This window comes from Limnohabitans radicicola, assembly GCF_014837235.1.
In the GTDB taxonomy this organism is placed as follows: domain Bacteria; phylum Pseudomonadota; class Gammaproteobacteria; order Burkholderiales; family Burkholderiaceae_C; genus Limnohabitans_A; species Limnohabitans_A radicicola.
In genome coordinates, this window is sequence record NZ_JACYFT010000005.1 from 23,377 (window position 1) to 43,717 (window position 20,341).

Consider the following 20,341-nt stretch of genomic DNA (forward strand, 5'->3'; position numbering starts at 1 on the left):
GTGTGGTTTGAACGAGTGGGGTTGACGCTCCTGATGGTGGGGGGCTTGTCAAGCGCCTTGGCGCAAACGGCTGTGCCCGACAACCTGGCGCAAGGCACCAACGCCACCTGCAGCGCAGCGCCTGTGGGCATGAAGCCGATCTTCCTGCGTGGCAGCATGAACGGCTGGACCGCGCAAGACGATTTCGAATTTGTCTGGGACTGCAGTGCTTACTACCTCAATGTGAATTTGCAGGGCGAGCATGAATTCAAACTGGCCGATGCGCAGTGGAGCAAGGGGAACAGTTGGTCCAGTCCGGTGTCGGGTGCGTCCCAGGATGCCGTGCTCATGGCTCCCGACAAGCCGGGTGTGCCGGGCGCCAAACATGTTTTTTCGGGGGCGCACACTTTGCGTTTGACCTGGCAAGGAGCTCATGCATTGCTGCAGGTGCAGGCGCCGCATTTTGTCGATCCACGCCAGCAGCCAGTGACCGACAAGGTGGCGCTCAGCCTGCAGCACGATTCGCGTGATCTGGCTTACCGTCGCCCCTTTGGTGCGGTGCCGCAGAACCAGACCGTGCATTGGGCGCTCAAGGCCTTGCCCGGCGTCCAGCAGGCCACGCTGGTGCTCGATGTGCGCCGCCTCGAAGGCAACCAAGAGGTGCTCGACTACCGCAACCTCACGCGCATCGACATGCAGCGCACCTCGGCGGGTGCGCACGAGTTGTTCAAGGCCAGTTACCGATTCAAGGACAAAGCCATTTACGGTTATTGGTTTGAAGTCCAGATCGGGGGGGTGAAATACGTCTACCAGAACAACGCCGAGCCGATTTACTGGACCCAGGAAAAGGGCAGTGGTGGGGTGGGGCAGGTGAGCTTGCCGATCGATGAGGCGCGGCGTGTGCGGCGCTTTCGCATCACGGTGCACGACCCGGCCTTTCGGGTGCCCGCCTGGGCGCAGGACGCGGTGTACTACTTCATCTTTCCTGATCGCTACCGCAACGGCAACCTGGCCAATGACCCGAAAGTGGGCGAGCGCAAGTACCAGGACCATGGCATCGAAGTGCATGGCCGCTGGAACGAGCGGCCCTTCAAACCCGGCACGGGCGATGGTTCGGACGCGCATTACAACAACGACTTCTTTGGGGGCGATCTGGAAGGCATCATGGCCAAGCTCGATGACATCCGCGACCTGGGTGCGAATGCGATCTACATGACGCCGGTGTTCAAGGCCGCCAGCAACCACAAGTACGACACGGCCGACTACCACCAGATTGACCCGTCCTTTGGCACCAATGCCGATTTCACCCGTCTGACCCGCGAGGCGGCCAAGCGGGGCATCCGCGTCATCCCCGACGCATCGCTCAACCATGTGGGGGCCGACTCGCGTTACTTTGACCGCTTTGGAAACTACAGCGTTCAGGACAAAGGCGCGTTTGCCAATGGCCGCATCCATGCCGACTCGCCTTACGCCAGCTGGTTCAGCCTGGATGCGTCACAGACCGAACCCGACAAACAGTTCAAGGGCTGGGTGGGTGTGCGTGATCTGCCTGAACTCGACAAGGCCTCGCCCGGCTGGCGCAGGTTCGCGTATGGTGACAAGGACTCGGTGACACGCAGCTGGTTGCGCCGAGGTGCTGCGGGCTGGCGCATGGACGTGGCCCCTTGGGTGCCGGACGACTTCTGGCGCGAGTGGCGCCAGGCGGTCAAGCAGACCCGGCCCGACGCCATCACCATCGCCGAGACCTGGTTCGATGCGTCCAAATACCTCTTGGGCGACACTTTTGACTCGACCATGAACTACGTGCTGCGCAATGCGGTGCTGGACTTTGCCAACGGCAGCGATGCCCGCAAGCTGGTGGCCAACCTGGAGCACCTGCGCGAAGCCTACCCACCGCAGGCCTTTCATGCGCTGATGAACTTGTTGTCGAGCCATGACCAGGCGCGTGCCCTGCATGTGCTGGGCGGGCCGCTTGACGCGTCGCCACAGGCGCTGCAACAGGCCAAGCAACGCTTGCGTTTGGCAACCTTGGTGCAAATGACGCTGCCCGGATCGCCCACGGTCTACTACGGCGATGAAGTGGGTCTGAGCGGGGGCGACGACCCCTACAACCGCATGCCTTACCCCTGGGCCGACCAGGGTGGGCAGCCAGACCTGGCCTTGCGCAGCGACTTCAAGGCCTTGCTGCAACTGCGTCAGAACCAGGTCGTGTTGCGCCGGGGCGTCTTGCAGGCGCCGCTGCTGAGTACGTCGCAGTTGGTGGTGTTGACGCGTCAGCACGGCCATCAGGTGGCCCTCATGGCCTACAACAACAGCGGGCAGTCCCAGACCGTTACGCTCGAGGTGCCGCCTGCCTTGCGCGGCAAGTCCGGTGCGCTGTGGTGGGGTGCTGGCGAAGTGGCCGTGCAGGGCGCGCGCATGACGCTGACGGTGCCGCCCGTAGGCGGGTGGGTCTGGGGAACGCCTTGATGGCCTCGTTCGGCGCGCGTCGGCCGTTTCCTTTCAATTTCAGAGCATTTTTGTCATGAGCCTCTTTCCGCACGTGGACTGGTCACGCAACGCCAGCATCTACGAAGTCAATGTCCGTCAATACACCCCTGAAGGCACGCTGACCGCGATGGCCGCGCACTTGCCACGCCTTCAAAAAATGGGGGTGAGCATCCTGTGGTTCATGCCGATCCAGCCGATTGGTCAGCTCAAGCGCAAGGGTGGTTTGGGCAGCTACTACGCCATCGCCGACCACACAGCAGTCAACCCCGAATTCGGCACCATGGCCGACTTTCGCGCTCTGGTGCAGCAAGCCCACGCATTGGGCATGAAGGTGATCCTGGACTGGGTGGCGAACCACACCGCCTGGGACCACGTCTGGACACGGCAGCACCCTGAGTGGTACCTGAAGAACGAGCAGGGCGAAATCCACAGCTACCTCTACGACAACGGCACGGAGATCGAAGACTGGTCCGATGTCTGTGGCCTCGATTACAAGAACCCGAGCCTGTGGCCGGCCATGACCCAAGCCATGTTGCACTGGTTGCGTGAGGCGGACATCGATGGCTTCCGTTGCGATGTGGCAGGCCTGGTGCCTACACCGTTCTGGGAGCAGGCGCGGGCGCAGATGGAGCCGGTCAAACCTGTGTTCATGCTGGCCGAGTGGGCCGATCCGGGCCTGCATGCCAAAGCGTTTGACATGACCTACGACTGGTCACTGTACGAAGTGCTCAAGAAGATCGCCACGGGCCAGGCCGATGCGCGTGACCTGCGCCATTACCTGGAGCAGCCCGACAAGGTGTACCCGGCAGATGCCTACCGCATGACCTTCACCGCCAACCACGACACCAACTCATGGCACGGGCACGATGCTGCGCATTACGGCGATGCGTTCAGGGCCATGGCGGTGCTGGCCGCCACGCTGCCCGGCATGCCGCTCGTCTACAGCGGTCAGGAGTCGGGCCTGAACAAGCAACTGCAGTTTTTCGAGAAAGACGCGATCGATTGGGGTGGTTTCCAGCATGCCGACTTTTATGCAGGTCTGCTGCAGCTCAAAAAGACGCACCCCGCCTTGCGCAATGGCGCTGCCGGAGGGGCGGTGGAGATCCTGGAGTCCGGGCACCATGGCGTGTTCCGGTTCCAGCGTCAGCGGGACGGTCGCCGAGTGCGGGTCACGGTGAACCTGACGGGACAAGCCCAGCAGGTTGAAGTCGCGCTTGCGCCGTGGGCTTACGAGATCGTCACGACCTGAAAGTCCAGCGTACGGGCTTGCAGCAGCGCTTGATGGGTGATGGGTGTCGACGCTGACAGGGCTTGCCCATCCAGGCGCACCTCCACACGGTGAGGGCGTTGCCGGGCAATCGGTGGGCTGGCCCCCGTGCGCAGTCTGAGTGTCCCTGATGCCAAATGAATGCGCGCTTGCCGGACGAGGGGCAGGCCCGTCATGTATTGGCCTTGCCCTGGGGTGACGGGGTACAAGCCCAAGGTGGCAAAGATGAGCCAGGCACTCATTTGGCCGCAGTCGTCGTTGCCCACCAAGCCGTGTGGGCCGTCTTGATAAAAGCGGCGAGCAATCCGCTCCACCAGGGCATGGCCTTTCCAGGGCGAGGGCGTCAAGGCATACAGCCATGCGGCATGGTGACTCGGCTCATTGCCGTGGGCGTTTTGTCCGATCAGCGCTTCCTGACCGAGGTGCTTGTTGACCTGGCTGCGGCGCGTGAAATAGTGGTCGAGCCAGCGTTCCATGCCTTCTGGTCCTCCCATCAGGGTGCGCAGTCCGCTTGGATCGTGCAAGGCGGGGGTGAGCGTGTATTGCCAGGCGTTGGCCTCGGTGTAGTCGCCGGGGTTGTTCAGTGGCGATGTGGGTGTATCGGGGTTGAACGGTTCACGCCAGAGACCTCGGCTGTCCCGACCGCGCATCACGCGGGTCTGTGCATCCCATAAGTGCTGGTAGCCCTTGGCCCGTTGTGCGAAGCGCTGTGCTGTTTCGGTCTGCCCGAGTGTCCGCGCCACCCTGGCGACGGCGTCGTCACCATAACCCAGTTCGAGTGTTTTGGACACAGCCTCACCATGCGGCTCCAGGTCAAAGGGCAGGTAGCCATGCCGGTCGAGCAGGTCCCAGCTGCGCTGTGCCCATTCGGGTGCTTGCGGTCTTGGCCGGGTGGATGTCTCGACCATGGCGCGCAAAGCTTCCTGGTGGTCAAAGCCCTTGAAACCTTTGGCCACGGCATCGGCAATCACAGGCAAGGCCGGGTTGCCGATCATGCAATAGGTCTCGCGTCCCCAAGCCGTCCACAGCGGTAAAAAGCCTTGCTGTGCATGGTGTTCCAGCATGGACTGCACCATGCCATCGACCCGCTCGGGCACGATGAGTGTCAGCAACGGGTGGACAGCCCGAAACGTGTCCCACAAGGACAGGGTGCTGTAGTAATGGCCACTGCGGGTCTGGATCACCTCGCCGCGGGGGCCACGCACGCGGCCATCGCGGTCGGCGATGTCGCTGGGGTGGATGAGAGCGTGGTACAGCGCGGTGTAGAAGATGCGTTTTTGAGTCAGTGGCGCTTCAATTTCGATGCGTCCTAACAAGTCGTTCCAGTGCTGATTGGCCTGATTGCGGGCGGTTTCAAAGTCCAATCCCAAGACCTCTTGCAGGTTGTTGCGCGCACCCGCTTCGTCCACTGTGGACAGGGCCACCCTGGCCCCCAAACGACGGGTAGCATCGACCTCAAAGGTCAGCACGTAACGCTGGGCTTTGTGGCCGGAGGGCATAGGCAACAGTTCGGCATGCAAGACAGGACGGTCAAATTGGACAATGAACGAGGCCTGGCGTTCGACCCAGGCCACCGAGTGAACCGTGCCCGTGATTTCGCCTTGGGCTGCGTTCAGGTTGGACAGCGCGTCTTTGACGCGGTGCGGTTCATTGAAATGCAGGCCGTGCTGCACATCGACCAAGACCTGCACACGACCAGGGCGCTCGAAGGTATACCGGTGCAAGGCCACGCGTGGGGTGGCCGTGAGTTCCACTTTGACTTGGTGGCTGGGCAGTTGAACGCTGTAGTAGCCGGGTTCGGCCATTTCACTGCGCCTTGCTTTGTGCGCCGAAAAATGGACAGAGCCTGCATGCCAGGCTTTGCCTTGGCTGGGCATCAGCAGCACGTCGCCCAGGTCCGGGATGCCCGCGCCGCTGATGTGCGTGTTGGAGAATCCCAAAATGCGGGGGTTCTGGAATTGGTAGCCGCTGGTGTAGTCCCAACCGCGGTCTGCATTGTCCGGACTGGGCGCCACCATGCCAAAGGGAACCGTTGCCCCCGGGAAGGTGTGACCTGTCCCGTCCGTGCCCACAAAAGGGTTGACGTAGCGGGTCCATGTTCGGTCTGTACTTTGATCTGCTGCTGGGGCAGCAAGAGCGGGCGACGCGAGCCCGCTGGCAGCAAGGCCTGCACCCAGCATCCAACGGCGACGTGCACTGGAAATTGACTTCATCTCAGCGAGGGGCTTGGCCCAGTAAAAACAACACAGGTGTTTCCATCCGATCGGCCCAGGCACGTTCGTTGTGCCCTGTGCCGGTAAACACGCGGGTCATGAAGTTGGGGGTAGCGCCTTGGTCGGTGTAACCCCGGTCTCTTGCCAATTGGTCAATGAACACCTGATACGGGGCGTACAGCGCATCCAGCTCGGTGGTGCCATGGTCCTGGTAGAGCTTGTGCGTGCGCGGATCGGCCAGATGGTCGCGCAGGTAAATGTAAGCTGCCAGCGGGATGTGCGCGTTGGGCTCAAATCCGCCGATCCAGTGGGTGGACAAGCCTGCTGCGCGGCCAAAAACCTGCGGGTATTCGTTCATGGCGTACACCGAAATCAGTCCGCCCATGCTCGAGCCCATGATGGCGGTGTGGGCCGCATCGGTGTGTGTGGGGTAGCGTGCATCGATGGCGGGTTTGAGTTCCTGCACCAAAAAGCGCAGGTAGGCGTCAGATTGGGGCTTGCCTTGCAGCCCTTTTTGAATCAACTGCGTCCGGGGTTCAGGCAACATGTGTTGCAGGTACTTTTGTGGAAAGTATTCACTGTGACGGAACTTGTCGTTGTTCCATACCCCCACCACCAGGGTCGGGGCGAGTTGGGCGTTGCGCATCAAGCGTGTGAGCGTGCGGTCCACATGCCAGGCCTGTTTGTTCCATGTGGTGCGTGCATCGAACAGCATCTGGCCATCGTGCATGTAGATCACATTGAAGCGCTGGCCCGATGCCTTGAGGGCATCAAAGTTCTCCGGCAGCCAGACATCCACATGGCGAGCGTCCACATGCTGTGAGGGGAAGTGGGCCAGTCGTTCAATGCGTCCAAACTCTGGTTGGGGCAGGATCTGCGCCCACACGTGCGGCGAGAGAAAGCTGCCAAATCCGAGCATCATGCTGATGCACAGAGACTTGGCGAAGCGGAAAATGTCAATCATGGTGGTGCAGCTCCAGCGTGCGGGAAAAAAATCGCAGGGTGTCGGCCAGGTGCGCTCGCCAGTAGTCCCAGTCGTGCCCACCCTCAAATTCTTCGTAGGTGTGATCGATGCCCAAGTCCAGCATGGCTTGGTGCAATTGCCGGTTGGCATGGATCAAGGCATCCGATTGACCACAGTCGAGTCGCAAGGCAGGCAATGGACCTGGTGCCGCCTTCAGCGCCGCCAGCACCGAATTACTGCTGGGCTCAAAGGACCAATGCGCGCGAGACTCTTCTATCAGCGCGTCGATTTGCGACATGTCAGTGAGTGCCGAGTGCGCGCTGGCCGCTTTGTAAACCGTTGGGTATTGGCCTGCCAGTCGCAAGGCGGCAAAGCCGCCCATGCTCAGGCCAGCGATGAAGCGCGGCGAATCTGAGCTGCAAGCGGTGCACGAACGCACCGCTAATTCAGGGACTTCTTCCACAACCCAGCGCTCAAAATCTTGCTGTTGGTGTGCAACGTAGCCCGAGCCATCGCCCCACAAGCCATCGCTGGGCATGACCAGCACCATGGGGTGGATGGCGCCTTGGCACATCAGCTCGGCTGCAGTCAGGTGCGCTGCGCCTTTGTACGCCCAAGCCCAATGCGAGCCATACACCCCATGCAGCAGGGTCACGATGGGCAGATCGCGCAGTTGGTTGAACTCTGGCGGCAGGTAAATCGTGACATCGGCGCGCTGGCGCAAAGCTGTCGATTTCACGGTCACGAGTTGAAATCCTGCCGGGCTCAGCAAGGGGTCTGAGATTTCAAGGGTTCGGAAACTCATGCCGACTCCTGGTCAAAGACGATCACACCCTTGATGTTGCGGCCCGACAGCATGTCGTTCATGGCCGCCTGCAATTGAGGCAGTTTGTAGCGCCGCGTCACCATGCTGGCCACATCGAGTTGTCCTTCATCGATCCAGCGCAGCAGCTTTGGAAAATCCCGCTCAGGGTGGCATCCGCCGTACAAGGGTGTCAGGTAGCGCTTGTCCCACCAAAAGTCGGGCATCGCCACCGAAACTTCCCCGTGCGCGCCGGACAATTGCAATGCTGTGCCCCCATGCCGAATGAATTTCAGCGGAGCAAAGGCCAGGCGGTGGCTTCCAGTGGCTTCAAAAGCATGGTCTGCACCACGGCCTTGGGTCAGTATCCGCACATGGGCGGCTGCAGCTTCAAGGGCATCACCGTCGTCCGTGATGCGCCAGGTATGGGTGGCACCCATGCTGCTGGCTCGGTCCAGGCTCTCGATCCGTTTGTCTAAAGCAATGATGGTGCTTGCGCCTGCAATGCGTGCCCCCTGAACCACTGACAAGCCCACGCCGCCGCAGCCCAACACCACCACAGTGTCCCCATGCTGAACTTGGGCGCTCTGGATGGCCGAGCCCACACCCGTCATGACGCCACAGCCCAGGATGCAGGCTTCATCCAGGGCGAGATGTTCGGGCAGGCGGGTCAAGGCGGAGGCCCGAACCAGTGTGTATTGGGAAAAAGTGCCCAGGTTGAAGGAGCGACGCACGGCTTGATGGCGCCAGAGCGTGTGGGGTGAATCCACCGAGGGCGATTCCGGGGACAGGCCCTGCGTGCGGTCGCACAAGTGGCCATGGGCATGTTGACATGGCAGGCAGTGCCCGCAGGGAATGGCCCAGTTGAGCAAGACAGGCTGGCCCACAGCCAAGTCGGTGACGTTGGGTCCGATCGATTCGATCCAGCCCGCACCTTCGTGTCCCAGTACCAAAGGGCCATCCCACTGCAGAGATTGGTGGTCGGTGTGACACACGCCTGCGGCCGCCATGCGCACACGCACTTCGCCGTGCTTTGGTGCACGCACTTGGGTGTTGTCGATGACGAAGCCTCCATGGCTGTCGCTGATGGCAGCCAGCGACGATATGGCGTCGGTCATTGGGCGAGTCTCCAGATCAACATCAGGGACGGGTCGTTTGCAAAATGGTCACCGATCGGGCTGGGGCCTGGAACACCGATCCCAGAGACAGGAGTTCACCGGTGATCACATCGTTGGCCCGTGCCTTGGCTGGCCAAACCTCGCTGAAACGGTTGAGTTCAATCGCTGTGTCTGAAGCGTTTTTGTTGAAGATGACCATGACGCGCGATTGGCCGTCGTAGCGGACCAGCACATAGGTGCCGTTCTCGGGCACAAAGTGCATCAGCTGGCCATGATGGATCACGCCTTGCGTCTTGCGCCAGTTCAGCAACCGGCGCAGCCACTGCTGATGGTCTTTTTGCTGCGCTGTCAGTCCTTCGCCTGTGAAGGCATTGACGGCATCACCTGCCCAGCCGCCCGGAAAGTCTGCGCGAAACGCATCAAAGTCGTCGTGTTTTTTGGGGCTGGTCATCAGCACTTCGGTGCCGTAGTACAGCTGGGGTGTGCGCTTCATGGTCAGCACATAGGCCAGTGCCATGCGGGTCAGCGCCGGGTCTTCATTGAGCACGCTGAACAGGCGCGGTGTGTCGTGGTTGCCATCAAACAGCATCAGGTCCTGCGGCTGCGCCACGAGTTGGTCGTTGGCCAGCGACTCGTACAGCCGCCTGAATCCGGTGTTCCAGGATTCGGGTTCGGCCAATGCCTTGAGCAGCTGACCTTGCAACACAAAGTCCATGACGCTGGGCAGGTGTGAGCGGTAGCCGTTGGCCTGCGTGCGGCCACGAGCCCAATACGATTGCACCGCCGGATTGTCTGTCCATTCTTCCCCCACGATGCCCAGGCGTGGGTATTCCTGCCGCAGGCGCCGAGTCCATTCGTTGATGAAGGCCGCATCCGAATAGCCGTAGGTGTCCACCCTGAACCCGGCGATGCCTGCGTATTCGGCCCACCAGATGGCGTTCTGGATCAGGTAGTTCGCGACCCTTGGGTTTTGGGCATTCATGTCTGGCATGGACGAAGCAAACCAGCCTCCCGTGAAGCCTTGGCGGTCAGCGGCAGAAGCGTAGGGGTCGCTGACGGTGGTGCGTGCGTGGTTGGTGGGGGTGTAGGTGTTGCGGTTGCTCAGCCAGTCGCTGGCGGGCAGATCCTGCATCCACCAGTGGTGGTCACCAATGTGGTTGGGCACGATGTCCTGAATGACCTTGAGGCCTTTCTGCCTTGCCTGCTGCACCATGCGCCGATAGTCCTCGTTGCTGCCGTAACGCGGATCGATGCGGTAGTTGTCGGTGCTGGCGTAGCCGTGGTACGACTGTGCCGGCTGCTTGTTCTCAATCAAGGGTGTGGGCCAGACAGCGGTGTAGCCCATGCCTGCGATGTGGTCCATGTGCTTCACAATGCCTGCAATGTCGCCACCATGCCGCCCTTGCAAGGACTGTCGGTTGACAGGGTCGCCAAACCCGGGCTGGTTGTCATTGCCCGTGTCACCGTTGGCAAAGCGGTCAGGCATCAGATTGAGGACCACATCGGCGCTGGTGAAGCCCTCGCGTTCAGCGGAGCCTTTTTCACGAGGTTCGAGCGTGTAACGCAACACGGTCGTGTCTGGACCGTTTCGCAGCGCGATTTTCAACTCGCCTGGCTTGGCGTGTGGTTGGATCTTTAGTTGCAGCCAAAGGTAGTTGGGGTTGTCCGAGACATGGGTGCCCAGCAATTTCACCCCCGGATAGCGCAAGCTGGGATGCGCCTTTGCAATGCCTGGCGCATGCACCATCAGCTCCAGCTGTTGTGCTTTCATGCCCACCCACCAGTGGGGAGGTTCCACACGATCAATGGGGATCGGTTTACTCCATGCCGAAGTTGACGTGAAGCAAAGTGCTGCCAGAACGGAAGCAAGGCGCAGAGTGATGGATTTCATTTCAAAACCGAATTGAATCGCCAATTTAACGCGAATACAGCAAGGGGTTCTTGGCGCTGCTGGCCAGCTCACCGGGCAACACGTCCGGACACCACTGTGCGGCATCGTTGGCCTGAATGGGACTGAGCGCCGGTTGCAGTTTCATTTGTGCATCCATGTAGATGATGGTCATCACCGACCGCGGCTGACTCGACACATTGGCCCTGGCTTTGTGGAAAGTCCAGCCCAGGTGGAAGCTCACTTCACCCAGGTCAAAGGGGCTCGATACAAATTCGAAGCCGTGGCGGGCCATGTTGGCACTGATTTTTTCTTCACTCTCATCGGAAATGCCCAGATCCCGGCCGAACTCCACCGATTGGCTGCGGGCATAGAAACCGAGCGGCCCCATCTCGTTGGGCACGGCTTGCAGGGGAATCCAGGCGGTGATGGTTCGGTCACTGCCGAGTGGCCAGTAGTACTGGTCGGCATGCGCCGGGGTGATGCCACCGCCGGGCTCCTTGTACAGCGACTGGTCGTGGTAAAGACGCACACCATCGACTTCAAGCAACTCGCAGGCCATGCGTGCCAGCCTTTGCCCGCTGATGAATTCGTGGACCACGGGCGACTGCTCCCACAAGTTCATTACCTGCAAAAAAGCCTTGTCATAAGTGCTTCTCTCGGTAAGTGGGAGATGCTGGGTGTTGAGTTCGATCGTCAGGCGTGTGATTTCCTGTCCGTAATGCGCCAGTGTTTCGGCATCGAGCACATCTTTGAGTTTGATGAAACCGTCGCGACGGAACTGTTCAATTTGCGTGGACGTCAGGGGGTAGGTGGCGTTCAGGTTCATGGGGTGTGACGGTGGCTTGTATGGGCGAAAGTATCCTGAACTTGCCGCTTGTGTTGTGAGCCGCGATCGACCAAAATCAACTCTTCAATGACATATGCAAAAGCATTTACTGATAAATGAAGGTATTTAAAGAGCGGGTTGTTCACCCTCATGAGTCTTTTCGCTTCATGCACATGAAGTTGGAACGCTTCAACGGTGAGCGCCATCGTCATCCGCAAGCCGAGCTCACTTGGGTGGTTCAAGGTGCCGGAGTGCGTTTTGTGGGTGACAGTGCGGCCCCGTTTGAAGACGGTGACCTGGTGTTGGTGGGCCCTGATGTGCCGCATTTGTGGGTCAGCCATGCCGACGATGTCGGGAAACCGCATGAGTTGTGTGTGGCGCAGTTCCCTGTCAATTTGCTGGAAACCTTGTCTGTGCCTGAGTGGGGCGACGTTTCCGACCTCCTGCGCCGGGCTTCGCAGGGGCTGGTGATTCAAGCGCCTGTTTGCTCGGACGTGCAGGGCTTGCTGCTGCGCATGCAGGCTGAACAAGGCCTCACGCGCCTGGCTTTGTTGCTTGAAATTCTGGGCTTGCTGGTCAAGCACCCGTCAGCGCTTCAAACTTTGTCATCCGCCAGTGTGGTGGTTGCAAGTGGGCGTGGCAGTGACCAAACCGATCGCCGCATCGACCGTGTGGTACGGTGGATTCAAGACAACCTTGCGCAGAACCTGCGTATCGAGGATGCAGCCGCTCAGGTGCATGTGAGTCCAGCGGCATTCAGCCGATTTTTCAGACGCAGTCTGGGTAAAACGTTCACAGAGTATGTGAATGATCTTCGCTGCACGGAGGCGGCCATCCAATTGCGAAAGACGGACAAGCCTGTGGCGACCGTGGCGCTCGACTGCGGCTTCACCACCATGTCACACTTCAATCGACAATTCCTGCTCAGGCATGGACAGACACCCAGGCGCTACCGCAAATCGGTTTGAGATGACCAGGATTTGCGTTTGATGCGTTGCAGGCGTTTTTTCAGTCGGGCCAAGGCTTCGTCGCCGTCCATGCGACCGGACAGGGCGTCATGCGCCGCATACCAGATGCTCTGGCTCACCTGGGGGTATTTGAGTCCGGTGAGGGTGGATGGACGAATCACCCCTTGGTCGATGATGGTGCGAAGCGCCGGCATGTGCGGATTGGCGGCAATCAATGCCCGGTCTTCGTAGAGGGCTGGCCGCGTCGGGTTGAAGGCGCCACCGATGGCCCGCTCCAGTTGAACGGCGGCGCTGGTCATGTACAGCACCAGATCGGCGGCCAGTTCAGGATGCTTGGAGTAGCGCGACACACCCAATTGCCAGCCTCCCACGGCCGAACGTCCGCCAGAGGCTTGCAGCCCAGGCATGGGCGCGATACCCACTTTGTCCTTGACGGGGCTGTCGTCTTTTTGCATCAATGCCCAAGCGTAGGGCCAATTGCGCATGAAAAGGGCATGGCCGTTTTGGAAAACTCCGCGCGAATCCTCCGGTTCATGGTTGAGGACGCCCAGGGGTGAAATGTCCCCAATCCACCGCGCCGCCATGTCCAATGCCGCAGCCGCAGCCGGGTTGTGCGCGGTGATTTCTCCCGAAGCACCCAACACTTCCCCTCCGCCGCTGCTGGCGATCCACTCCAATGCGTGGCAGGTCAGGCCTTCGTCGGCTTTGCCCTGGAACAGGAACCCATGAAAGTCGCTGTGGCCACGGGCTCGCTCTGCGGTTTGAATGCGTTTGGCGATGTCGCGCAACGCTTGCCATGTGCTTGGCACGGGTTGACCGTAGCGGGCCAGCAAATCCTTGCGGTAATACAGCACGCCAGCATCGGTGTACCAAGGCAGCGCGACCAGCCGACCTTGCACCGTGTTGCCCTCGATCAGTGTTTTGAAATGTTGGCTTTCTTCGCCGCGTGTCCAGGGCCGCAAGTCGAGCAAATGGTCTTTGAGCAGACCGGGCCACACCAGATCGACTTGCAGCACATCGATGTCGGTGGATTTGGCGGCGAACAACTGCCTATACAGCGCCAACTTGTCGGGAACACTGGATGGTGGTGAAAAATTCCGAACGGTGTGGCCTTTTTTTTGCGCCCATTGCTGTGCGTATTTGAAACAATAACTCACATCGGTGCCACTTGGGCCGCAAGCGACGGTGAGTTCGGCTGCGACGGCCCGGTGTGCAGGCAGCGTCAGTGCCCATGCCATGCAAAGCGCGCTTGTTTTTTTGGATACCCAATTGACCATGTGCCGACCCTGTTCAGGGGGCACATGATGGCTGATTTGGTGCAAGGGCAGGGTGTGTGTTTGGACAGTTAATGACTGTTTTCATACCCTCGCAAGGTTTGCTTCAAGGCTGGGGCGACAAGTGCTTGCCCAGAAATTTCTCGACACGTTGCCAGAAATCGGCTTGTGTCTTCGGGTCGACGAAGCCATGCCCTTCATCAGGGTATTCGATCCATTCAACCTGGGTGTTGTGGGGTTTGAGGGCATCACGCATTTTTTCACCGTGAATCAACGGTACGCGTTCGTCTTTGCCGCCGTACGCCATCAACACGGGTGCCTTGATGCGAGTCGCCTGTTGTATGGGCGAGTAGGCTTTGAACATGTCGGCATCCTTGGTGGCGTCCCCAATCAAACGGGGAAATCCATAGGTCTTGGCTTGATCGGTCATGTCGCTCCAGTTCACGCTGTACAGCAGACTTTGGTCTGTGACACCGACCCAGTTGATCCCGCACCGGAACAGGTCAGGGTCGTTCACCAAGCCCATCAAGGTGGCGTAGCCCCCGTAGCTGGCACCCATGATGCAGATGCGCTTGGGGTCGGCAACGCCCTGTGCAATGGCCCATTTCGCGCCGTCGGCCAGGTCGTTTTGCATGCTCTGGCCCCATTGTTTCCAACTGGCCTCGAAGTGTTTGCGTCCAAAACCGGTGCTGCCCCTGAACTCGGGTTGCAGCACGGCATAACCGCGAGAGGTCAGGAACTGGACTTCGGGGTTCCACCCCCAGGATTGGCCTCGTACCCAGGGACCGCCGTGGACCAGAACCAGCAGCGGCAGGTTCTTTTTGGCTTCGCCGGGTGGCAGGCTCAGGTAGGCCGGAATGCTCAGGCCATCCCGTGCCGGGTAGCGGATAAAGTCCATGCCCGCCATGGGCTGTCCACGCAGTTGCGGCATGGCGTCACCCAGGCGTGAGAATTTTCGCGTGTCCCGGTTGTAGAGATAGGTTGAGCCAGGGGCACGATCGGAATAAGCGCTGATCAATGCGTAAGGCGTTTCCGATCGGGACGCGACTGAAACCACATTGACGGTACTGGGCAAGGCCTTGTCCAGTGTGTCTTGCAAAGATTTGAAGGTGTCGCTGGTCCATTGGGTAACAGCGGCATCTATGGTGTAGCGCCAGCCCTGAATTTCACCTTGGTGGATGACCGGCGCAGGATAGAGGTCGAAGTTGCTGCTGAACAGAACAGCCTTGTCGCTCAGTTGCCGTTTGTCAAAGTCCCAGGTGTAAAGACCGGTGGTGTCCTTGCCTTGGTTACTGACCACGTACAGCCGATCGGCTTTGTCAATGTGCAGCGGATACAGCGTGGTGCTTAGACTGTCAACGGTGGTCAGTGTTTGCCATGCCTGATCAGGGCTGCGATAGAGCATTTTGTGTTGGCCGTCCCGCGATTCGACCGCTGCCCGCAGGCGATCCTGCCGGTCAAAAACCCAGTGGTGCGCATGCAAAGGGGCATCGACTTCGGTCCAGCGGCCAGTGACCGTGTTGACTTTGCGTACCCGTCGGTAATCGGCCCCTACTTTCTTGTCATAAGCCTCGGTCACGATGACCCAGACGTCATCGCCTGTTTGGTCGGCAGACGTCCTCAGCAGCTCGGTTGCTTGTGGCAGCAGTTCTGCCCGCACGCTGCTTTGCACGAAGCTGCGGATGGTTTCGGCCAATTGTGTGTAGCGATCGCCATTGGCGTCCACCGCAAACAGCCCGGGGTTGATTTCTCTTTGCCCCGCCGACTTGAGCCAGGTGGCCAGATTAAAGACCAGCCTGTTGTCGTTGACCCAGGCAAAGCTGCCGACAGAATCCCGCTCGAATGACGCCACCACCTTCGGTGTTTGTGTGACCAGATCCATCACGGCCAGTTGTGCAGGACTGTCTTTGATGCGCAGTTTGAAGGCCACTTTTTTGCCATCGGGCGACAGTTGCGCTGCGCTGAATGCGCGCTCTTGAAAGTAGCTGGATGCCGGCGCCTTGTCTGGCGTGGCCGCAGGCTGTGCCCAGGCATTCCAGGTCAGGCCGCTGGTGATGGCCCACAGGCACGCCTTGACGCACCACGCTTTGGTTTTTTTGAACATGTTTCCTCCCTGTTTGGAACAGGAAATGGCCAATCTCCGTCGGCTCATTTCCAACCTTGAACGTCTAGCGCATCACCTGAGTGCGGCGCAGTTTTGTGCAATGAATGCCTGATGGTCTGGCATGACATCCACACATTTCACGATCACCTGACGGACGCTCTCCAGGTACTCGTGAATGCTCTCTTCAGACTGCAAGTCCACCAGTGGATGGTATTGCTGGGCGTGCAGATTTTGGCCTTCCATGACCTGTAGCCAGCCCACTTCCGAGAACAGCTCGCCATCAATCCGCAGAACGCGACCGGTGGCTTTGAACAGGTCGATCTTGTGCTGCAGGGTTTCAGGGATTTGCATGTGGGCACAGGCTTTCCAGAACTCGGAATCCTGGCGCTGGTTGAGGTGGTAGTGCAGGATGATGAAGTCACGGATGCGCTCGAAATGGAAGCGGCTTTGCCGGTTGAACTCCGCAATTTCGATGGGATTGAAGCCCCGATCTGGAAAGAACTCCACCAGTTGAGCAACAGTGCTCTGAATCAAATGGATGCTGGTGGACTCCAGTGGTTCCAGGAAGCCGCTGGACAAGCCAACAGCAATCACGTTCTTGTTCCAGGCTTGTTTGCGCATGCCGGTGGTGAAGCGGATGGGGCGGGGGTCAGCCAGTGCCTTTCCGTCCAGAGTAGACAGCAGGATGTCCGCAGCCTGGTCGTCGCTCATGAATTGGCTGCAATACACATGGCCATTGCCTGTGCGGTGTTGCAGTGGGATGCGCCACTGCCACCCTGCCGAATGCGCTGTGGAGCGGGTATAGGGCGTCAGTACGGATGCCGAGGCGCAGGGCACAGCCAGAGCTCGGTCACAGGGCAGCCAATGTGTCCAATCCTCGTAGCCTGTTTTCAGGGTTTGTTCAATCAGCAATCCCCTGAAGCCTGAACAATCAATGAACAGGTCACCTTCGATGCGTTGACCGTTTTCCAGCTCTACCGATTCTATGAAACCGTCATTGGCGCGTTGATGTACTTGTGTGATCTTGCCTTCTATGCGTTGCACACCTCGTGGCTCCGAGAGTTTCCGGAGGTATTTGGCGTACAACGAGGCGTCAAAGTGGTAAGCGTAAGCGATGTCGTTGAGAGGAGAGTTGGCGACTTCGTCAGTGGGGGGCATGAATTTGTTGGCCAATGCCGCCATGCGTGTGATGGAGTAAGCCTCCAGCGGGTGAGCTTTGCCCAGCATGCGCATTTTTTGCCAGTACTGGTCAAACCGCACAGTCCACAAATCCTGCCCAATCGGACCGAACCCGTGCATGTAGCGGTCACCCAATTTGCCCCAGTTGACAAATTCGATGGCCAGCTTGAATGTGCCTTTGGTCTCCCGCATGAACTCGGCTTCATCCAGGCCCACGATCTTGTTGAAGCGCTGGATCATCGGAATGGTGGCTTCGCCCACGCCAACGGTGCCGATTTCATCCGATTCGACCAGTTTGATCTTGTATTGGCCCTTGAGAACGGCGGACAGTGCTGCTGCCGTCATCCAGCCGGATGTACCTCCGCCCACGATGACAATGGTTTGGATCAAGGATGCTGCTTGCATGGGAAAACACCTGTATGAAAAAAGGGGAGCATGGCTCCCCTGGAATTCTGTCATACAGGCCCCTCGTGTGAGGGGCCTGAAAGGTCAGAACTTGTAGCTTGCACCAAACATCATGGCTGGACCGAATTTCTTGCGGTCAGTCGTGTTGCCTGTCTTGGCATCGTATTGGGCGAATTCGGCATTGGTCAGGTTGATGCCCTGAACCAGCAAAGTCAGACCTTTGGCTTGACCCTGGGTGAATTCGTACGAAGCCTGTGCATCCACCTGGGTTTCACCCTTGATGTACACCAGCTGGGTGTTGTCCTGGTAGTCGGCAATCGAGCCCAGGAAGTCCGAACGTTTGCGGGCAGCAACCGACAGTTGCAGGCCGCTCTTTTCGTAGTACAGACGCAGGTTGGTGACCTGTTTGGACAGGCCTGGCAACGGGATGTTGGTGGTGTTCACGCCGGAGGTGGAGAAGCCCGAGGCTGGCAGGGTCACCGAGCTGTTATTCAGCGACGTGTTGACCACCACACCAAAGCCGTCCAGCGCGCTGGATGCCATCGAGAACGGCACGTTCAATGCCATTTCAATGCCATTGATCGAGCCGCCTGTGCCGTTGGATGCCTGGGTCAGCAAGCCAACAGTGCTGCCACCGGCAGGCAAAACTGTGCCTGGGGTGATGTAGTTGGCGAAATCAAACACCTGGCTGCGCTTGAGGATGTAGGTCTTCAGGTCCTTGTAGTAACCGGCAATGCTGAAGTAACCCTTCTTGCCAAAGTACTTTTCCCATGACAGGTCAATCGTGTCAGCACGGAACGGTTGCAGGTTCGGGTTGCCGCCCGAGCCCTTGAGCATGGGCACGCCCGTGGTGGTGTCCAGGCTGAAGTCGCGGGTGGCTTTCATGTCTTCCATGTTGGGGCGCGCCAGGACACGGCCCAGACCAAAGCGCAGGACGTTGTCATTGCCCAGATCCGTGACCAGATTCAAGCTGGGCAGGAAGTCGTTGTAGCTGGTGCCGCCGGTGACAGGAGCATAGCCGCAGGAGTGGGTCGCACCATCGCAGCTGGCTTGATCTACACGGTAACCTGATGTCGACTGGTTGGTGTGGATCATCTGCAGGCCCACATTACCGCGCACGGCTTTGTCCATGATTTTGGAATCAATATCGCCCTTGACGTAAGCCGTGGTCACCTTTTCATTCACGCCCCAGTTCTTGGAGATGATGTCGTGTTCAGTCCAGGGGCTCAGTTTGTAGGCGCTGCCCAGGGAGCCAGCGGGGTTCCAGTTCAAGGTGGGAATGCCGGTCAGGCCGCCAACACCCGTTGTTGCACCTGGGATGGCCAGGGCAGCATAGGCGCCGGGGGTGTTCAGCAGGAGTGCGCCCTCCTGTGTTGTGCGGGTTTTTGCACGGTCAGAATAGATCAAGCCGATGTCTGCAGAAACGATCGGACCCAGGTTCACATCGCGGCCACCCGACAGGCGAGCCGACTTGATGCTGTCTGTGTTGGACGGCGCTGCGTAATAGCCGTCCTGCGTGCCGCCACCCCAGCCTTGGGGGTTGGTCAGTTTGATGATGTTGGGATCGGCATAGTTCAGACCGGTTTTGTAAGCGACATTGGCCAGGTTGTTGCCATTGAAGCCGCTGAAACTGATCGTGTCGAGCGGGTTGTTGACGCTACCGGGCAAACCTGCAGTGGTCTCAAAGCGGACGGAATCCTTGACCACTTTGGAATACGACAGGTCGGTCTTCATGCGCCAGTCGGCGGCCTTGAATTTGGTCGCCCAGCCCAGTGAGTTCAGGGTGTCGGTGTAGTCTTCGTTGTGATTACGGATCACGCCACGGAAGTTGCTGAACGTGCCAGACTGTGCAATGCCATTGACGATGGTGGCGTTGGTCAGGACACCGCCGGAGTCATAACCGCCAGCGCTCAGACCGCCAACAGGGCCTTCCAGGCCACGTTTTTGAACCGAGAAGTTGCCCTTGGAGTGGAAGAAGTCCACAGTGGATTCAAAATCCTTGTTGGGCTTGTATTGCAGCACAGCCATCGCACCGGTGCGGTCGGAGTTGATGGTTTCGATGTCGGTTGTGAAGCCGCCGGGTGCCTTGACTTTCTGGCCCTGGTAGTCCACATCTGCCACCCAGCCGCCCCAGGTGTTGAAGTTCGGGCGGCCACCGCCATTGCTCTTGCTCTTGACGAAGCCCAGTGCCACACCGACCGTGCGGTCAGCAAACTGGTCAATGTACGACACGGAGTAGCGATCGCCACTGCCTGTGCCGAAGCCTGGCTGGTTTTCTGCTTTGCCCATGGATTCGCCGCGTGCACTGACCACCACATTGCGCTTGGCAAAATTCAGAGGACGAACCGTCTGCAGGTCAATGGTTGACGACAAGCCCTGGCCAGCCAAAGACGCATCGGCTGTTTTGTACACCACCACACTGCTCAACAATTCGGCTGGGAACTGATCGAATTCAACACCACGGTTGGATGCTGTGGATGCTTGCTCGCGCCCGTTCAGCAGGCCGCCGTTGAAGTCGGGCGACATGCCACGAACACTCACGCCTTGTGCGCGGCCTGTCACCGCGCTGCGTTGAGCTGTCACGCCTGGCAGGCGGGAGATGGATTCTGCAACGGTGGTGTCGGGCAATTTACCGATGTCTTCGGCAGAGATGGCCTCGACGATGCTGTCGGCGTTTTTCTTGGTCGAGATGGCGCTTTCAATCGCAGCCCGAATACCGGTCACCACCACGTTGTCGACTGCTTGCTGCGCTTGTGCTGCAGACGCAGCCACCAGCAAAACAGCACAGCCTGCGGCGACAGGGCTGAACCTGAAGCTTGCGCGTTTTTGGGTTGTAGGAGTCATGTTTGAAGACCTTAGAG

At 59.3% G+C, this 20,341-nt stretch carries 13 protein-coding genes; 3 read left to right on the forward strand and 10 right to left on the reverse strand.

Annotated features, from left to right (window positions below; all coding sequences use genetic code 11):
- Together IC609_RS15535 and IC609_RS15540 are read left to right on the forward strand one after the other, a co-directional pair.
- Window positions 1-2,448, forward strand: a complete 2,448-nt coding sequence (locus IC609_RS15535; protein ID WP_191820435.1) for a glycoside hydrolase family 13 protein — start codon at window positions 1-3, stop codon at window positions 2,446-2,448.
- A gap of 55 nt (window positions 2,449-2,503) precedes the next feature.
- A complete protein-coding gene (locus tag IC609_RS15540) occupies window positions 2,504-3,718 on the forward strand; it encodes an alpha-amylase family glycosyl hydrolase (protein ID WP_191820436.1) in 1,215 nt (404 codons plus the stop codon).
- Here the strand turns inward: IC609_RS15540 and IC609_RS15545 are convergent.
- Genes IC609_RS15545 through IC609_RS15570 form a run of 6 tightly spaced genes read right to left on the reverse strand, consistent with a single transcriptional unit; the run spans window position 3,697 to window position 11,550 of the window.
- Complete coding sequence (locus IC609_RS15545; protein ID WP_191820437.1) at window positions 3,697-5,949, reverse strand: GH92 family glycosyl hydrolase; 2,253 nt, start codon at window positions 5,947-5,949, stop codon at window positions 3,697-3,699. The genes IC609_RS15540 and IC609_RS15545 overlap by 22 nt on opposite strands.
- A gap of 1 nt (window position 5,950) precedes the next feature.
- Window positions 5,951-6,913: an alpha/beta hydrolase gene (locus IC609_RS15550; RefSeq protein ID WP_225224254.1), complete on the reverse strand. Its 963-nt coding sequence runs from the start codon at window positions 6,911-6,913 to the stop codon at window positions 5,951-5,953.
- Window positions 6,906-7,718 (reverse strand): alpha/beta hydrolase, encoded by an 813-nt coding sequence (locus IC609_RS15555; RefSeq protein ID WP_191820438.1) that lies wholly within the window; start codon window positions 7,716-7,718, stop codon window positions 6,906-6,908. Before IC609_RS15555 ends, IC609_RS15550 begins: the two co-directional genes overlap by 8 nt.
- A complete protein-coding gene (locus tag IC609_RS15560) occupies window positions 7,715-8,833 on the reverse strand; it encodes an alcohol dehydrogenase catalytic domain-containing protein (protein WP_191820439.1) in 1,119 nt (372 codons plus the stop codon). The genes IC609_RS15555 and IC609_RS15560 overlap by 4 nt, the downstream gene beginning before the upstream one ends.
- Before the next feature lie 22 nt (window positions 8,834-8,855).
- On the reverse strand, window positions 8,856-10,724 hold the full coding sequence (locus tag IC609_RS15565) for a glycoside hydrolase family 13 protein (protein WP_191820440.1): 1,869 nt from the start codon (window positions 10,722-10,724) through the stop codon (window positions 8,856-8,858).
- Window positions 10,725-10,749: 25 nt separating this feature from the next.
- Window positions 10,750-11,550, reverse strand: a complete 801-nt coding sequence (locus IC609_RS15570) for a phytanoyl-CoA dioxygenase family protein (protein ID WP_191820441.1) — start codon at window positions 11,548-11,550, stop codon at window positions 10,750-10,752.
- A gap of 173 nt (window positions 11,551-11,723) precedes the next feature.
- Between IC609_RS15570 and IC609_RS15575 the strand changes: the two genes are divergently transcribed.
- Window positions 11,724-12,518, forward strand: a complete 795-nt coding sequence (locus IC609_RS15575; protein ID WP_191820442.1) for a helix-turn-helix domain-containing protein — start codon at window positions 11,724-11,726, stop codon at window positions 12,516-12,518.
- Here the strand turns inward: IC609_RS15575 and IC609_RS15580 are convergent.
- From IC609_RS15580 to IC609_RS15595, 4 genes are all read right to left on the reverse strand, one after another.
- Window positions 12,500-13,756 (reverse strand): ABC transporter substrate-binding protein, encoded by a 1,257-nt coding sequence (locus IC609_RS15580; protein ID WP_225224255.1) that lies wholly within the window; start codon window positions 13,754-13,756, stop codon window positions 12,500-12,502. The genes IC609_RS15575 and IC609_RS15580 overlap by 19 nt on opposite strands.
- A gap of 142 nt (window positions 13,757-13,898) precedes the next feature.
- Window positions 13,899-15,896 carry a S9 family peptidase gene (locus tag IC609_RS15585; RefSeq protein WP_191820444.1) on the reverse strand — a complete coding sequence of 666 codons (1,998 nt, stop codon included), beginning with the start codon at window positions 15,894-15,896 and terminating at the stop codon, window positions 13,899-13,901.
- 72 nt (window positions 15,897-15,968) lie between these two features.
- Entirely contained in the window at window positions 15,969-17,480 is a 1,512-nt protein-coding gene (locus IC609_RS15590; protein ID WP_191820445.1) for a tryptophan halogenase family protein, read from the reverse strand.
- An 84-nt stretch (window positions 17,481-17,564) separates the two neighbouring features.
- The gene (locus IC609_RS15595; RefSeq protein WP_191820446.1) at window positions 17,565-20,324 is read right to left on the reverse strand and encodes a TonB-dependent receptor; all 2,760 of its coding nucleotides are present in this window, start codon (window positions 20,322-20,324) and stop codon (window positions 17,565-17,567) included.
- Between the last annotated feature and the right edge of the window lie 17 nt (window positions 20,325-20,341).

Coding starts and splice junctions, on each gene's coding strand:
- IC609_RS15570 (WP_191820441.1), bottom strand. CDS start 11,550: ATGAACCTGAACGCCACCTACCCCCTGACGTCCACGCAAATTGAACAG.
- IC609_RS15540 (WP_191820436.1), top strand. CDS start 2,504: ATGAGCCTCTTTCCGCACGTGGACTGGTCACGCAACGCCAGCATCTAC.
- IC609_RS15550 (WP_225224254.1), bottom strand. CDS start 6,913: ATGATTGACATTTTCCGCTTCGCCAAGTCTCTGTGCATCAGCATGATG.
- IC609_RS15545 (WP_191820437.1), bottom strand. CDS start 5,949: ATGAAGTCAATTTCCAGTGCACGTCGCCGTTGGATGCTGGGTGCAGGC.
- IC609_RS15560 (WP_191820439.1), bottom strand. CDS start 8,833: ATGACCGACGCCATATCGTCGCTGGCTGCCATCAGCGACAGCCATGGA.
- IC609_RS15575 (WP_191820442.1), top strand. CDS start 11,724: ATGAAGTTGGAACGCTTCAACGGTGAGCGCCATCGTCATCCGCAAGCC.
- IC609_RS15580 (WP_225224255.1), bottom strand. CDS start 13,756: ATGGCATGGGCACTGACGCTGCCTGCACACCGGGCCGTCGCAGCCGAA.
- IC609_RS15585 (WP_191820444.1), bottom strand. CDS start 15,896: ATGTTCAAAAAAACCAAAGCGTGGTGCGTCAAGGCGTGCCTGTGGGCC.
- IC609_RS15555 (WP_191820438.1), bottom strand. CDS start 7,718: ATGAGTTTCCGAACCCTTGAAATCTCAGACCCCTTGCTGAGCCCGGCA.
- IC609_RS15595 (WP_191820446.1), bottom strand. CDS start 20,324: ATGACTCCTACAACCCAAAAACGCGCAAGCTTCAGGTTCAGCCCTGTC.
- IC609_RS15590 (WP_191820445.1), bottom strand. CDS start 17,480: ATGCAAGCAGCATCCTTGATCCAAACCATTGTCATCGTGGGCGGAGGT.
- IC609_RS15565 (WP_191820440.1), bottom strand. CDS start 10,724: ATGAAATCCATCACTCTGCGCCTTGCTTCCGTTCTGGCAGCACTTTGC.